This window comes from Aeromonas sp. SCS5 (genome assembly GCF_001887375.1).
GTDB lineage: Bacteria > Pseudomonadota > Gammaproteobacteria > Enterobacterales > Aeromonadaceae > Aeromonas > Aeromonas jandaei.
This window is the reverse complement of record NZ_LFCS01000007.1, coordinates 296,155-312,541: the sequence shown is the minus strand read 5'-3', so window position 1 is coordinate 312,541 and position 16,387 is coordinate 296,155. Positions and strand designations below refer to the sequence as shown.

11 protein-coding genes are annotated in these 16,387 nt (G+C 58.4%); 6 read left to right on the top strand and 5 right to left on the bottom strand.

Annotated features, from left to right (window positions below; genetic code table 11):
- Positions 1-297 precede the first annotated feature (297 nt).
- The 5 genes from BS300_RS11475 (at position 298) to BS300_RS11455 (ending at position 5,456) form a co-directional block, all read left to right on the top strand.
- Positions 298-1,017, top strand: a complete 720-nt coding sequence (locus BS300_RS11475; protein WP_071912858.1) for a hypothetical protein — start codon at positions 298-300, stop codon at positions 1,015-1,017.
- Positions 1,018-1,423: 406 nt separating this feature from the next.
- Positions 1,424-1,693, top strand: coding sequence for a hypothetical protein (locus tag BS300_RS11470; protein WP_043849943.1), 270 nt, complete (start codon positions 1,424-1,426; stop codon positions 1,691-1,693).
- Between the two features lie 70 nt (positions 1,694-1,763).
- Positions 1,764-2,132, top strand: a complete 369-nt coding sequence (locus BS300_RS11465) for an SMI1/KNR4 family protein (protein ID WP_071912856.1) — start codon at positions 1,764-1,766, stop codon at positions 2,130-2,132.
- Between the two features lie 354 nt (positions 2,133-2,486).
- The gene (locus BS300_RS11460) at positions 2,487-3,317 is read left to right on the top strand and encodes an alpha/beta hydrolase (RefSeq protein WP_071912854.1); all 831 of its coding nucleotides are present in this window, start codon (positions 2,487-2,489) and stop codon (positions 3,315-3,317) included.
- Positions 3,318-3,491: 174 nt separating this feature from the next.
- Entirely contained in the window at positions 3,492-5,456 is a 1,965-nt protein-coding gene (locus BS300_RS11455; RefSeq protein ID WP_071912852.1) for an LTA synthase family protein, read from the top strand.
- 221 nt (positions 5,457-5,677) lie between these two features.
- On the opposite strand, the gene eno is transcribed toward BS300_RS11455, so the two are convergent.
- From eno to rlmD, 5 genes are all read right to left on the bottom strand, one after another.
- Positions 5,678-6,979: a phosphopyruvate hydratase gene (eno, locus tag BS300_RS11450; RefSeq protein WP_005335583.1), complete on the bottom strand. Its 1,302-nt coding sequence runs from the start codon at positions 6,977-6,979 to the stop codon at positions 5,678-5,680.
- 89 nt (positions 6,980-7,068) lie between these two features.
- Positions 7,069-8,706 carry a CTP synthase (glutamine hydrolyzing) gene (gene pyrG / locus BS300_RS11445; protein WP_033113091.1) on the bottom strand — a complete coding sequence of 546 codons (1,638 nt, stop codon included), beginning with the start codon at positions 8,704-8,706 and terminating at the stop codon, positions 7,069-7,071.
- A 141-nt stretch (positions 8,707-8,847) separates the two neighbouring features.
- Positions 8,848-9,645, bottom strand: a complete 798-nt coding sequence (gene mazG, locus BS300_RS11440; RefSeq protein WP_071912850.1) for a nucleoside triphosphate pyrophosphohydrolase — start codon at positions 9,643-9,645, stop codon at positions 8,848-8,850.
- A 179-nt stretch (positions 9,646-9,824) separates the two neighbouring features.
- Positions 9,825-12,038 carry a GTP diphosphokinase gene (gene relA / locus BS300_RS11435; protein WP_040068329.1) on the bottom strand — a complete coding sequence of 738 codons (2,214 nt, stop codon included), beginning with the start codon at positions 12,036-12,038 and terminating at the stop codon, positions 9,825-9,827.
- 211 nt (positions 12,039-12,249) lie between these two features.
- Complete coding sequence (rlmD, locus tag BS300_RS11430; protein ID WP_071912848.1) at positions 12,250-13,572, bottom strand: 23S rRNA (uracil(1939)-C(5))-methyltransferase RlmD; 1,323 nt, start codon at positions 13,570-13,572, stop codon at positions 12,250-12,252.
- A gap of 76 nt (positions 13,573-13,648) precedes the next feature.
- On the opposite strand from rlmD, the gene barA reads away from it, so the two are divergent.
- Entirely contained in the window at positions 13,649-16,360 is a 2,712-nt protein-coding gene (gene barA / locus BS300_RS11425) for a two-component sensor histidine kinase BarA (RefSeq protein ID WP_071912846.1), read from the top strand.
- Positions 16,361-16,387 lie beyond the last annotated feature (27 nt).

Below are 16,387 nucleotides of genomic sequence, written 5' to 3'. Positions count from 1 at the left end.
TTGCCCACGACTGCCCAGTCAACATGGTGACAGCCTTATGCTGATTTCTGACCCGCTCACGCAGGCGTGCTTTGGCGGCGCTTGCCAAGAGTGCGCTGAGCACTGATTTTTCACACAGTAGTAACGGTGGCGCAAAAAGAGGAAGTCAAGCGAATACGCTCAGCATAAGAAGCAAACGGGTAACATTATGATTTAATGATTTTTTTACTTGGCGGCAGTGAAAATGTTACGGAGTTATATGGAATGCTCTGCTAACGGATTAATGCCGCCTTCCATCTAATCACAGTAAGGTCTAGCATGCATTACTGGAACAAGGCCAACTTCAAGGGCCTGAAAGAAATAGCCGAAGCATTGCGTCACAAGAGTGGCTATGAGGGCTACGCGCGCTACTGCCTCTTAAGAGAAAAAGGACTCAAGAAGGAGGCGCTTGTTGAATTGCGGTCGTTTATAGATCAGTCACGCATTCTTCCTGTTGATGAGCAGCGGGCTATGGCTAGCGAATTGGCTGAAATGCATTTCTATAACCGAGATATACATCAGTTCTTTCCGCAGCCAGCCGCAGCCTATGTCGGTGATGTACTTCAGAAGTGGTGTGATGAGAGCCCGAGATCCCCGGAGCCATATCGGTGGAGTGGTGTAGTTTGCGGCAACTCGGAGCTATTTGAGCGTGCTCTACGGGAAGATCCTGAGGATGAAATCTCGTTAAGCCGTCTTGTCCTGCAGGAATTGCAGAGCGTGGACTTTGCAACTCATCACCTTTCTGAGTCGGTATTTCTTGGCCCAGAGTCGGAAGCGGATGAGGCTTTGGCTAAGGCTGTGGCATACGCCATTCGGCTGCCGGTAAATGAGTTAAAGACCAGGCACATGGAAGAGATAGCGTATTACCGCAGCTTGCTGAGTGCTTGGCGTGAGTATCGGGGCGGCAGCAGGCAAAAGCCTTTCCCAGAATGGAGTGCCGAGCATGGGCATAAGTTTTCTTTCGGGTCTGTCGTCTACTACGGTGGGGGCCAGACCTAACAAGTCAATGCAGCCGACGCCGTGCCGGCGCGGCTGATTTCCAACGTTATAAAAATTGAAACATCGGAGCCCGTAGGTTCGAATAGCGCAGCGTATTCGGACAATCGCGAATATCCCCGCCAATACATCACCAAGGTTCGGAAGATCCCCTTTCGGGGCTTGTATCAGTCACCCTGATGCAACCCAAGGCTCGTCGGTGCCACTATAAGCTGGATTTATGGGTTTTCCGATAATACCCCAACTTTTGCTTATAGTGGCTGTGGCCAGCCTGAAAGAGGTTACTTACCGGCCGCAGCCCGTAGACTCGAAAAGTCGCGAATAAAGCAATCACAATAGATATTCTGATAGCCCCCTGACTTACCCTCCACCAACGACAAAAGGGCTAATAATAGGCCATAAAGCACCTATGACAATTGAATCTATCGAAACTGAACTACTCAATGAACTGAGGGCAATAGATGATTACCTCAACAAAGACAGAGTAATATATAACGAAGTGCGCGGAGCCATAAATATAATAAAAAACAAAAACAAGTTTCATTACCATAAAATAAAACACAAGCTATTTATGGACTTCAGAATGATTGATGACCACCAAATAGATGACCCGCAACTTGATTTTCATCTGGATAGAGCTTATAAGCTTGCAGCATTCTTAGAAGATGTAATCATTTAATCCAACTTATCTTTCCAAAACTTATACTATACAACAGTCACCCCGACAATTAATGCTTTGGAATAGTTTCATGCAAAATAACCCATTTAGAATCCCGACAGATGATGAAATAGCTATTGCAGAGAGAAAACTAGGCATCACATTTCACAATGACTATCGATGCTTTTTAAAATCTGGTAGTGATGTCGCAAACGCAATTTTTGAAGCAGCAGTTATTCTGCCCGGTGCAGGCCGCCTTGATATTTTTGAAATGGCTAGAATAGCTTGGGGAATTATAGGTGTACCGAGAGATTTATTGCCTTTCATTGAAGATAATGGTGACTATTTCTGCATATCAAAAACAGGAGAAGTCATCTATTGGTCTCATAATGGAAGCTCTAATGAAAAATGGCCGAACATGTCTGCATGGCACAATCAAGTTTGTATAAATCTTGAGTGACCAAAAATGCTCGCAACCACCATCTCGATAGCAGAATTTACTGACACGGAGGCGGTTCTGTCATTCACTGATTAAGCCCGCAGGTTCGAATAGCGCAGCGTATTCGGACAATCGCTTATAACCCTGCCACGAGATAAACAAGGATCGGAAGATCCCCTTGTGGGGCTTGTATCAGTCACCCCGATGCAACCCAAGGCTCGTCGGTGCCACTATAAGCTGGATTTATGGGTTTTCTGATAATGACCCAACTTTTGCTTATAGTGGCTAGCGCCAGCCTGAAAGAGGCTACTTACCGGCCGCAGGGCGCTTGTCATATACTCCTCCGCTCTTATGACACGCCGGGGAGGCGTTGATATGCAGTCACAGACTCACACTTTTATCGTCAATGGCAGCGCGCAGCCCTGCCTGCAGGCGGGCAGCGGCGAACCGCTGTTGCTGATCCATGGCGCGCTGGCCAACCACACCCTCTGGCTCGAACATATCGAGCGGCTCTCGCAGCACTACACCGTCTATGCCCCCACCCTGCGCCACTTTGGCGAGGCGGGCAGAGAGGGGCCGTTTGGCCTTGAGACCCACGCCGGCGATCTGCTTGCCTTGCTGGAGCAGTTGCCGTGCGGGCCAGTGCATCTGGCGGGCTGGTCATACGGGGCGGATGTCGCCCTGACCGCCGCCCTGATGGCGCCCGAGCGGTTTCGCTCACTCTGTCTGGTGGAGCCGGGTTGCCCCGGCGCCCTCGATGAGCAGGGTCTTGCCGCCTTTATGGCCGATGCCGGCGCCATGTTCGGCCCGCTGTTTGTACAGGTGCAGGAGGGCAAGTTGCCACAGGCGGTCGCCAGTTTGATCGATGGCTCGGGTGGCCGCGGCGGCTATTTTGCCAGCCAGCCCGTCAAGTGGCAGCAGGCGCAGCTGGCCGAGGCAGCCAGCCTGCCCAAGCAGTTGAGCCAGAGCGAACGCCCTGACTGGTCGCCCGCACGTCTTGCCACCCTGACCCTGCCCGCCTGCGTGATGCTGGGAGCGGCGACCCGCCCGCTGTTCGCGCTGGTCGGCGAGGCCCTTGCCGCGCAGCTGCCGCACTGCCAGCTCAAGCGGCTCGAGGGGGCCAACCACCTCTACCCCATCGAGCAACCCGCCGCCTTTGCCAATGCCTTGCAGGAGTGGCTGACCAGCCAATCCGCCGCCAGCTAGGTCGCCACCGGGAGGGGATGCGAGCGCACTTGGCTCTCGTATCTCCCCGGCAAAGGCGAACCTCTTCACACTTGTCACATCTGGTTACCATTGCGTGACAGTAATGCTTGTAAGCCAACAACTACATCCGTTATCAATAGCCGCTCGATGACTTCCTGAAACTCCGGATTGGCTATGTTCGCTCGCTTTCTGCTGTCGGGTCTGGCGCTGCTCGCGCTCCTGGCACTGCTGCTCAAATCCCTGCTGCTGTTCTGGTCGCCCGCCAGCTTTGCGGTGCTGACCACCACTCAACAACTTGAGGCGCTGCTGTGGGGCTTTCGCTTCGATCTGGCGGCGGCGGCCCTGCTGTGGGCGCCGAGCGCCCTGCTCTGCTGGCTGGCGGTGCGGCTCAGGCTGCGTCGCCTCTCCTGGCTCTGGTGGTGGGTTCCGGCCATGGTGCTGGCAGGGTTGCAGGTGGCCGACCTGATGTATTTCGCCAATTCGGGGCGCCATATCGGCTATGAGCTGGGCGAGGTGACCCGCGAGGCGGGCAGTCTGCTCACCACCGCCCTCAAGCAGTACCCGTTGCTGATGGTCGCAACCCTGGCCGGTGCGCTGGCCAGCGCCCTGTTGTGCCGCCGCCAGTTGCACCTGCCGGCGCGCATGACGCTGGCGAAGAGCGAGCTGCCGCTGCTGCTCACCTTTGCCATAGCGGTGCTCTGCGTGCGCGGCTCCCTGACCGATCTGCCGATGAAGCCGGATCGCGCCTACGCCATCGGCAATCCCCAGCAGGCGCTGCTCGCCCTCAATCCCGTCTACGCCATGCTGGTCAGCAGCAGCTCCGCCGACGAGACCGGCGGCGGCACGCCGCTCTATCAGCAGCTGCCGCAACCCGCGGCGCAGCAGCTGACGACGCTGGCACAGCTCGATGGCCACGCCCCTTACCAACCGCCGCAGCGCAAGATGAACATCATCCTGATGCTGCTGGAGAGCTGGCCTGCCGAGCTGATGCAGAGCTACAACCCGGCTGCGCCGCTCACCACCCCTCATCTGGATGCGCTGCACCGCGAGGGGCTGCGCACCGATGGTCTGATCGCCGGCGGCCGCCGCACGGTGGAGGGGTTCTTTACCGCCCTCTGCTCCTATCAAAATCCGCTGGAGGCGGGCATCCCCAATACGCCGCTGCAGGATCAGCACTACGAGTGCCTGCCCAAGCTGTTGAGCGACGCAGGCTGGAGCACTGCGGTCTTTCAGGGGATGCACAAGGGGGAGACCGGGCAGCTGGCCCAGCTGCTGGGGACACAGGCCTCTTACGGCAAGCTGGAGATGCCCGCCGCCGAGGTGGAGCAGAACAGCTGGGGCTATCAGGACCCGGATCTCTACCGCTTTATCCTGAGCAAGGCGCGCGCGGAGTCGCGTCCCTTCTTCTACATGGTGAACAACACCACCACCCACGATGACCAGCTGCCGCCGGGCGAGCCCTGGCTGTTTGGCGATCAGAGCAGCAACGAGCGGCAGATGAGCGTGCTGCACTATGCCGACAAGGCGCTCGGCCGCTTTATCGAGGAGTACCAGCAGGCCAACCTTGGCCCGACTCTGTTCGTCATCACCGCCGATCACACCGCTGGCGAGCGCAGCGGCCATATGGGGCGGTACTGGATCCCCTTCCTGATGTTCGCCACCGATGGCTCCATCACCCCGCGCCATCAACCGGGCATCGGTGCCCAGCAGGATATCGCCCCCACCATCCTCGACCTGCTGGGGGGCAAGGCGCCCTGGTTTACCGGCCACTCCCTGCTAAGCGAACCGCCGCGCGGGGGCATCTATGCCGCCAGCGGCACCATAGGGCGGGTTTACGGCGAGCAGATCGTCGAGTATCCGATGCGCGAGCCGGACAAGCTCACCTGCTTTAACTGGAAGAGGGATCTGCAACTGCACCGGCCACAGCCTTGCGACGAAGCGGCGGCCCGCGAACGGGACTTCAGCTGGGCCACCACCTGGTATCAGCAGAGCCTGCTGTTTGATGGCAAGTCGCGCGCCTATGGCCAGCTCGCGCCAGCCAGCCTGCGCTCTCCGCAACTGGCCGAACAGAGCGCCACAGCTACCGCAACGACTGCGGGAGTTGACCCCCACAGCAAGGCTGACAACGCCAAGAGCTGAGCACATCCCAAGTAAAAAGCCCGCATCATGCGGGCTTTTTTGTATCTGTTGCCAGTCTGGCCGTTGCTGACCCTGGCTGGCCAGCTGCGCTGCCAACTTCTGCCACGCTGGCAACGCCGACGAAAAACAGCCATAAAAAAATCCGGAGCCACAAGGGCTCCGGATTGTTCGCCAAACCTTAGGTCTGGCCGGGTCAACCGAGGTTGACGACCGAGGCTTGATTAAGCCTGGTTCTTAACTTCTTTCAGACCGCGGAAAGGAGCTTTGGCACCCAGAGCTTCTTCGATACGGATCAGCTGGTTGTACTTGGCAACACGGTCAGAACGGCTCATGGAACCGGTCTTGATCTGGCCAGCAGCGGTACCAACGGCCAGGTCGGCGATGGTAGCGTCTTCGGTCTCACCGGAGCGGTGGGAGATGACGGCAGTGTAGCCAGCGTCTTTGGCCATCTTGATGGCAGCCAGAGTTTCGGTCAGGGAACCGATCTGGTTGAACTTGATCAGGATGGAGTTGGCGATGCCGTTGTCGATACCGCGCTTCAGGATCTTGGTGTTGGTTACGAACAGGTCGTCACCAACGATCTGGATTTTCTTGCCCAGTTCAGCAGTCTGGTAGGCGAAACCTTCCCAGTCAGATTCGTCCAGGCCATCTTCGATGGAGACGATCGGGAACTTGGTGGTCAGGTCAGCCAGGAAGTCGGAGAAACCGTTGGAGGTGAAGACACGGCCTTCGCCTTTCAGGTTGTACTCTTTCTTCTCTGCGTCGTAGAACTCGGAAGCAGCGCAGTCCATAGCCAGGGTGATGTCGGTGCCCAGTTTGTAACCGGCAGCGGCAACGGCTTCAGCGATAACTTCCAGCGCTTCGGCGTTGGATTTCAGGTTCGGAGCGAAACCACCTTCGTCACCAACTGCAGTGTTGTAGCCCTTGGACTTCAGCACTTTGGCCAGGTTGTGGAACACTTCTGCGCCCATGCGAACGGCTTCTTTCAGGGTCTTGGCGCCAACCGGCTGGATCATGAACTCCTGGATGTCGACGTTGTTGTCGGCGTGCTCACCACCGTTGATGATGTTCATCATCGGCAGCGGCATGGAGTAAACACCCGGGGTGCCGTTCAGCTCGGCGATGTGGGCGTACAGCGGCATGCCTTTGGCAGCAGCGGCAGCTTTGGCGTTAGCCAGGGAAACAGCCAGGATGGCGTTGGCGCCGAACTTGGATTTGTTCTCGGTACCGTCGAGGTCGATCATGATCTGGTCGACAGTGGCCTGGTCCTTGGCATCTTTACCCAGCAGAGCTTGAGCGATCGGGCCGTTTACGGCTTCGATGGCTTTCAGCACGCCTTTACCCAGGAAACGGCTCTTGTCGCCGTCACGCAGTTCCAGCGCTTCGCGGGAACCGGTGGACGCGCCAGACGGAGCGGCTGCCATACCAACAAAACCACCTTCCAGGTGAACTTCGGCCTCAACGGTCGGGTTACCACGGGAGTCGATGATTTCACGACCGATCACTTTAACGATCTTGGACATGTGTATTTCCTCAGGTTTCGTAAAAAAACAACAAAAATATGCCAAAAAAAGCGGCTGTGGCACAGTGCCCCAACCGCATTTATTTTCAATTACTTCAAATTACGCTTCTGATACTCGCCTGCCGCCTTTACAAAACCGGCGAACAGGGCGTGGCCATCACGAGGAGTTGAGGTGAACTCCGGGTGGAACTGCGCGGCCACGAACCAGGGGTGATCCGGGATCTCGATGATTTCCACCAACTTCTTGTCAGCGGAGAGACCGGTCACTTTCAGGCCGGCTGCCTCGATCTGCGGCAGCAGCTTGTTGTTGACTTCGTAACGGTGGCGGTGACGCTCGTAAATGGTCGGGCTGCCGTACATCTGACGCACCTTGGAATCTTCGACCAGGTGGCAGAGCTGGGAACCCAGACGCATGGTACCGCCCAGATCGGACTTCTCGGTACGGGTCTCGATGTTGCCCTCTTCATCCACCCACTCGGTGATGAGGCCGACGACCGGGTACGCGCAATCTTTCTTGAATTCGGAGGAGTGAGCCCCTTCCATGCCCGCTACGTTGCGAGCGAATTCGATCATGGCAACCTGCATGCCGAGGCAGATACCCAGGTAGGGGATCTTGTTCTCGCGGGCATACTGGGCAGCCAGAATTTTGCCTTCCACACCGCGCTCACCGAAGCCACCCGGCACCAGGATCGCGTCCAGACCTTCCAGCAGCTCGGAGCCACGGGTCTCGATATCCTGAGAGTCGATGTACTTGATGTTGACGGAGTGACGGGTCTTGAGACCACCGTGCTTGAGCGCCTCGTTGACGGACTTGTAGGCGTCCGGCAGGGAGACGTACTTGCCGACCATACCGATGGTCACTTCACCAGTCGGGTTGGCCTCTTCGTAGATAACCTGTTCCCACTCGGAGAGATCGGCTTCCTTGCACTCCAGACCGAAACGCTCGGTGAAGTAGGAGTCCAGGTTCTGGGATTTCAGCAGTGCCGGGATCTTGTAGATGGAGTCGACGTCTTTCATGGAGATGACGGCGCGCTCGGGCACGTTGCAGAACAGGGCAATTTTGGCGCGCTCGTTGGCCGGAATGGCACGGTCGGAGCGGCAGATCAGCACATCCGGCTGGATACCGATGGAGAGCAGCTCTTTTACAGAGTGCTGGGTCGGCTTGGTCTTCACTTCACCGGCAGCAGCCAGGTAAGGAACCAGCGTCAGGTGCATGAACATGGCATTGTTGCGGCCCACTTCGGCAGCCAGCTGACGAATGGCTTCGAGGAACGGCAGGGACTCGATGTCACCTACGGTACCGCCCACTTCGACGATGGCAACCTGATGGCCTTCGGCACCGGCAATCACCCGCTCCTTGATGGCGTTGGTGATGTGCGGGATAACCTGAATGGTGGCGCCCAGATAGTCACCACGACGCTCTTTACGCAGTACGTCGGCGTAGATACGGCCGGTGGTAAAGTTGTTGCGACGGGTCATCTTGGTGCGGATGAAACGCTCGTAGTGACCCAAATCCAGATCGGTTTCGGCCCCGTCCTCGGTTACGAACACTTCACCATGCTGGGTCGGGCTCATGGTGCCCGGATCCACGTTGATGTAGGGGTCCAGTTTCATGATGGTCACATCCAGACCACGGGCTTCCAGAATGGCTGCCAGAGAAGCTGCGGCAATGCCTTTGCCGAGGGATGAAACAACGCCACCAGTAACAAAAATATATTTGGTCGTCATGCTGAACCTGAAAGAAGTTTAGGGAATTTTAAGGGGTGCTTCGGGGATGAAGCAGGACGGGGAAACAGTATACCAAAAACCCCTCTCCCAAACAATGAGCAAAAATCTATCAGGCTCCTTGCCGCCCCATCTTGCGCCAAATCAACTTTGCTCGGTTTCCTTCGCCTTGTCCCAGGCAGCATCAAGCTTTTCGAGGGTGCAATCGCTCATTTTCAGCCCTTCTGCGGCGATTATCTGCTCAACCTGACGAAAGCGACGCTCGAACTTGGCGTTGGCGCCCCGCAGCACCTGCTCGGGATCCTTGCCCAGATGGCGCACCAGATTGACGGTAGCAAACAGCAGATCGCCAAGCTCGTCGCTCACCCGCGCCTCGTCCACATCGACCATCAGCACCTCTTCCATCACCTCGTCGATCTCCTCGTGGATCTTGTCCACCACCGGCCCCAGCGTCTTCCAGTCAAAACCGACGGTGGCACAGCGTTTCTGGATCTTAGCGGCGCGGGTCAGGGCTGGCAGCGAGAGCGGGATATCGTCCAGCACGCTCTCTTTGTCGAGGGCCGCCCGCTCCCTGGCCTTTTCTGCTTCCCAGTTCGCTTTCACCGCCTGCTCGTTGGCAAGGTCGGCATCCGAGAAGACATGGGGGTGGCGGCGAATGAGCTTTTCACTCACCGTATCGACGATATCGGCGAAGTCGAACAGCCCCTGCTCCTTGCCAAGCTGGGCGTAAAACACCACCTGAAACAGCAGGTCACCCAGCTCCCCTTTCAGCCCCTGCCAATCTTCGGTCTCGATGGCATCGGCCACTTCGTAGGCCTCTTCCAGGGTGTGCGGCACTATGGTCTGGAAGTTCTGTTTCAGATCCCAGGGGCAGCCGTTTTGCGGATCGCGCAGGCGAGCCATGATGTCGAGCAGTTGGGGCAGATCGTAACGTTGGGACATGGGCTACTCACTTTCGATTCGTTAAATGGGGGAGGAAGCGACATCAGGCCGCGCAGTCGAGCAATCTCATGTCAAACAGTCGGGAGAAGTCATAACGTGGGGACATGGGATATTCGCTTTCGATTAGTTCAAAAAGGGTCGCAAATACAGACCGGCCACTGGGGCCGGTCGGTTCGCTATCAAAGCCGCTTGGCGCTAATTACGTCGTTGAGCTGGCTGAGCTTTGCCAACGCCCGGTTGAAGGCGTTGATGTTGTAGATCTCCAGCTCCATGTCGATTTCGGCGGTCTGCTCGCGCACGTTGGAGCGTGAGCGTACCCCCATCACATTGATCTTCTCGTTGGCCAGCACGGTAGTGATATCGCGCAGCAGGCCGGAGCGATCATTGGAGATGATCCGGATGGTGAGGCTGTAACCGCCGGAATAGTTCTCCCCCCACACCGCATCGATCAGTCGCTCCGGGTTGCGACGGGAGAGCTCTTTCAACTGTTCGCAATCTTCCCGGTGGATGGAGACGCCGCGCCCCATGGTGATGAAGCCCTGAATGGCATCGCCCGGGATCGGCTGACAGCAGCGGGCAATATGGGTCATCAGGTTGCCGACCCCTTCCACGACGATGTGATCCTTGGGCTTGTGGCGCATCGGCGCATTGGCCTTCTGCTCCAGCCTCTCCAGCAGGCGACGATCTTCCTCTTCCGCCGTCGGCTTGTTGTAGCAGGTGTCGAGATAGTTGAGCACCTGGTTGATGCGGATATCGCCGCTGCCGATACCAGCCAGCAGATCGTCGGTGCTCTCCAGATTGAAGCGGCGCAGCATGTTGCCCTTGTCGATCTTGGACATGCTGAGGTTGTGGCGATCCAGCTCCTTCTCGAACAGCTCGCGACCGGCCACGATATTCTTGTCCCGATCCAGCTTTCTGAACCAGGTCGCTACCTTGGCCCGCGCCCGGCTGGAGCGCAGGAAGCCGGCATTGGGGTTCATCCAGTCGCGGCTCGGGTTCGGCTCTTTCTGGGTGATCACCTCCACCTGATCGCCGGTCTGAAGGGCGTAGGTGAACGGCACAATGCGGCCGTCAATCTTGGCACCGATGCAGCGGTGGCCGATCATGCTGTGGACGTGATAGGCAAAGTCGAGCGGGGTAGCACCCGCCGGCAAGTCGATGACATCCCCTTTCGGGGTGAAGACATAGACCCTGTCCTCGAACACCTGACTGCGCAGATCTTCCAGCAGAGAGCCGCTCTCGGAGAGATCCTCCTGCCAGGCGAGCAGCTTGCGCAGCCACTCGATCTTGTCTTCGAAGGTGTTGGCCTTGCCGCCAGCCTGCGGACCCTCCTTGTAGCGCCAGTGGGCAGCGACGCCGAGCTCGGCATCCTGATGCATCTGGTCGGTACGGATCTGGATCTCGACCGTCTTGCCCTCCGGCCCCACCACTACGGTGTGGATCGATTGATAGCCGTTGGGTTTGGGGTTGGCGACGTAGTCGTCAAACTCGCGGGGAATGTGGTGGAAGTGGGTGTGAACGATGCCGAGCGCCGCATAGCAATCCTGCAGCCGCTTGGTTACTACCCGCACCGCGCGCACGTCGAACAGCTCGTTGAATTCGAGATGCTTCTTCTGCATCTTGCGCCAGATGCTGTAGATGTGTTTCGGTCGGCCGTAGACCTCGGCCTCGACCCCCGCCTCTTTCAGCGCATCGCGCAGGGAGCGCACAAACTCCTGAATGTAGCGTTCCCGATCGAGCCGCTTCTCATCCAGCTGTTTGGCGATCTGCTTGTAGGTTTCCGGGTGCAGGTAGCGGAAGGCGAGATCTTCAAGCTCCCACTTGAGCTGACCGATACCAAGCCGGTTGGCGAGCGGCGCATAGATGTTGGTGATCTCCTGGGCCATCAGCACCCGGGTCTCTTCATCCGCCTTTTTCGCTTCCCGCAGGCAGGCGATCCGCTCGGCCAGCTTGATGACCACGGCGCGCACATCCTCGACCATGGCGAGCAGCATGCGGCGCACATTGTCGACCTGCTCCGGCGAGGTTTCGCTGCGATGGAGGGTCTGCAGGGAGCGGATGGCCTCCATCTCCAGCACCCCTTCCACCAGCTTGGCGATCTTGGGCCCGAAATCCTCGTCCATCCGCTCCTGGCTGATGAGACCGGCTTCGACAAAGGGGTAGATGATGGCGGCCTTGAGAGTACCGAGATCCATGCTGAGCATCAGCAGGATGCCCACCATCTCGATGCCGCGCACCAGCAGCTTGCTGGTGAGGGCCTCGTCGCCCAACGTCAGGCAATACTGGTAGACGGTTCGCAACTGCTCCTTGTCACTGTCACTCAGGGTGAGCGAGCTGACCCACTCCTCCAGGGTGAAGTTGTCTTTCAAATGAATATCGCGAACCGCAACCATGGTATCAATCCTTTAAAGTGTTTGGCCGAAAGTAGTCACTTTCACCCCTTGTGAGATCGCCTCAAATGGGGATTTCCGGAGAGGGTTTCAAGGCATATTGTCAAAAAAGACAATAGGTCTCTCCGGCAGGCCCAGCCGAATTACGAGGGGCTAGGTTACCCCAATCACGTCTGCTCAAACAGCTTCAGTTCAGGTTGCTGATGAGCACTAGCTAGCCCCGCTCGAAGAGGGCCATGGACTCCAGATGACCGGTGTGGGGGAACATGTCGAGCATGCCCAACCGCACCAGTCGATAACCGCCCTTCACCAGCACCTGGCTATCACGCGCCAGCGTCACCGGATTACAGGAGACGTAGACCACCCGCTTGGGTGAAAGTTTCACGACGTGCTCCATCACCTCCAGCGCACCGGGACGAGCCGGATCCAGCAGTACCAGATCGAACCCTTCCCGCGCCCAGGACATGCCGACGATATCGCCGCTCAAGTCCGCCTTGTAGAAACGGGCGTTGCTGATGCCATTGCGACGGGCGTTCTCTTCGGCGCGCGCCACCATGGCCAGCTCACCTTCCACCCCCACCACTTCGCGGGCCTGACGGGCCAGCGGCAGGGTAAAGTTGCCGATGCCACAGAAGAGATCGAGCACCTTGTCATCCTTGCCCGCCCCAAGCCATGAGAGCGCCTGATCGACCATCTGCTGGTTGACGGGGCCATTGACCTGAATGAAGTCACCGGGAGCAAATGCAAGAGACAGGCCATCCAGCGAGTAAGAGGGCTCGAACTGCTGATGCAGCGCCACTATCTTGTCGTCGGCCGCCTGCAGATAGAGGTCGATACCCTGCTCGGCGGCAAACTCCACCAGCTGCGCCCGATCCGTCTCGTTGGGACGACCGGTATGACGCAGCAGCATCATGATCCCCTGCTCCGCCTGGATCAGTTCGGCATGACCCAGCTCGCGCTGGCTCTTCAAGCGATTGAGGCACTCGCGCATCGGCGCAATCAGTGCAGAGAGCGGTTCGGCCAGCACCGGGCACCCTTCGATCTCCACCAGATCGTTGCTGTTGCGGCGACGAAAACCGACCCGGGTGCAGCGACCGTTCTTGTCGAATTTGATGGCCAGCCGGCAGACCCGGCGATAGGCACGCTCCTCGCCAGTCAGCACCGGCTCCAGTACCGGCGCACTGATATTGCCAAGACGCTCGAACAGATTGACCAGCCCGGCCGCCTTGGCTGCCTGCTGATCCGCCACCGACATATGCTGGGCGCTGCAACCACCGCACTCGCGGTAGTGGCTGCAGAAAGGGGCAATGCGGTTGGCGGCCGGTGTCACCACCTGTTGCAGAGCGGCATGGCCATACTGCTTTTTGTCTTCGGTGATGCGGGCCTTGATGGTCTCGCCGGGCAGTGCCCCTTCAACAAAGATCGCCTTGCCTTGATGACGACCGATCCCGACACAGTGGTGATCGAGGGTGTCTACCGTAAATTCAATGCGTTGGGGCTGGGTGGATTTCTTTTGGGGCTTGAAAAACTGGGCCATAAAACTTGGTGCCTATAGGTGGCTATGTCATGATTGTGGAATCTGCAGCAGGCTATTGTCCCACAAGAATAATAGTATGACCAAATACGGCCTTCGGGCGCGGGTGCTGGCATTTACCATATTACCCACCTTGATCATCGGTGGCCTGATGGCCGGCTACTTCACCTTCCATCGCTACCAGCAGCTGGAAAACAACCTGATCGATCAAGGGATCAACATCATAGAGCCACTGGCCATCGCCAGTGAATATGGTATGACCCAGCACAGCCGCGAATCCCTCAAGCGGCTGATTGGTCTGACCCATCGCAAGAACTCGCCGCTCATCAAGTCCATCGCCGTCTTCACTCAGGACAACCAGCTGTTCGTGACGTCCAACTACCACAGGGACTTCACCCGGTTGCAACTGCCCGATGGCGAGCCGATTCCGGAGCTGACCAGCATCACCCTCTACGGTGACGACATCATATTGCGCACCCCGATCCAGGCCGAAACCACCATGGATGGCTTCCCGCTGCCCAGCGATGTGGAGCCGCCGATGATCGGTTACATCTCGATGCAGATGACCACGGATCGCGCCATGCTGCTCCACTACCGCGATACCTTCTTCGCCATCATTATGGTGCTGCTCGGGGTCGCCGTCAGCACCCTGTTTGGTTTCCGGCTGGTCAAGAGCGTGACCCAGCCCATCACCAACATGGTGCAGGCGGTGCACAAGATCCGGGAAGGGCGGCTCGACACTCGGGTCAGCGGCGAGCTGACCGGCGAGCTGGACATGCTGAAAAACGGTATCAACGCGATGGCCAAGGCGCTCTCCGAATATCACGAGGAGATGCAGCAGAATATCGATCAGGCCACCTCGGATTTGCGCGAGACGCTGGAGCAGATCGAGATCCAGAACGTCGAGCTCGACATGGCCAAGAAGCGGGCGCAGGAGGCGGCAAGGGTCAAATCGGAGTTCCTCGCCAACATGTCTCACGAGCTGCGCACCCCGCTCAACGGCGTCATCGGTTTTACCCGCCAGCTGCTCAAGACCAGCCTCACGCCGAGCCAGACCGACTACATGCAGACCATCGAGAAGTCGGCGCGCAACCTGCTTGGCATCATCAACGACATCCTCGACTTCTCCAAGCTGGAGGCGGGCAAGCTGCAGCTGGAGCATATCCCCTTCAGCCTGCGCGACACCCTCAACGAGACCATGCACCTGCTCGGCCCCAGCGCCCACGACAAGCAGCTGGAGCTCTCTTTGCGGGTCGATGCGGATGTCCCCGATACCCTCACTGGCGACCCCATGCGTCTGCAGCAAGTGCTGACCAACCTCACCGGTAACGCCATCAAATTCACCGAGCGCGGCAACGTGGATGTTCATATCGAACAGCTCGGCAGCAGCAACCACAAGGTGAAGCTCAACGTGCGGATCCGGGATACCGGCATCGGCATCTCGGAAGAGCAGCAGCGCCAGCTGTTCCAGGCTTTCAATCAGGCCGACTCCTCCATCTCGCGCCGTTATGGCGGCACCGGACTGGGTCTGGTCATCACCCAGAAGCTGGTGCAGCAGATGGGCGGCCAGATCCGCTTCGAGTCGGAGCTGGACAAGGGCTCAGTCTTCTCTTTCAGCCTGGATCTGGAGGTCTCTCCCCTGCCGCAGACCGATCAGCTGCCGCTGGATCGCATCCGCAACAAACGGCTCTGGCTGCTGGAGCCGGACCCCTTTGCTCGCGCCGCTCTGCTGGCGCTGCTGGCCGAGTGGCAGCTCGATGTGCAGCTACTGACAAACGATGCCCCCTGGCCAGAGATGAGTGAACAGGACATTGTGCTCATTGGCAGCAGCACCCTGCATACTCCGCAACAGGTGATCAGCCGACTCGACAGCCTGAGCGGCCAGCAGCAGAACACCATAGTGCTGCTCAGCAGCCATGAACCGGCGCTCTACGAGGCGATGCTGGCTCACGGTGCACAGCACTGTCTCTCCAAGCCGCTCAACCATCGCAAGCTGCTGCACGCCCTGCTCACCCCGGAGGCGAGCCGCCAGCAGCTGCCGGCCCAGCCATCTGCTCGCCAGCTGCAGCCGATCAAGGTGCTGGCAGTGGATGACAACGCCGCCAACCTCAAGCTCATCGCCGCCATGCTCAGGGAGATGGTGACTCAGGTCGTGCTCTGCAAGAACGGCAAGGAGGCGGTCAAACAGGCCCAGAGCCAGCCGTTCGACATCATCTTCATGGATATCCAGATGCCGATCATGGATGGTATCAGCGCCACCCAGGCGATCCGCAGCCAGTCCCTCAATACCGAGACGCCGATCGTGGCGGTGACTGCCCACGCCATTCCCGGCGAGCGGGAGCGCCTGATCCGCCAGGGGATGGATGACTATCTGGCCAAGCCCATCGACGAGAGCATGCTGGCCAGACTCATCACCGACTTTGCCCATCGCCGTCACCAGATTGTCGGCGATCAGCAGATCGACTGGGCGCTGGCGGTGCGGCAGGCGGCCGGCAAGGAGGATCTGGCCAGAGAGATGCTGACCATGCTGCTGGCCAGCTTCGACGAGGTGGAGCCTGTGCTGGATGCCGCTCTTGCGGGTGCCATCGACGACGGTGAAGTGCTGGCCCAGCTCCACCGTCTCAACGGCGGCTGCGCCTACTCGGGGGTGCCCGGCCTGCAGCGGCTGCTGTCACAACTGGAGCAACAGCTGCGCGACGGCGTGCCGGTCAGCGAGCTGGAGCCCGAGCTGCTGGAGCTGCAGGATGCCCTTGAACTGGTGCGCCAGGAGGCGCCACGCTACCTGAATTGAGCCAGACTGGTTCACGCCCAGGATATC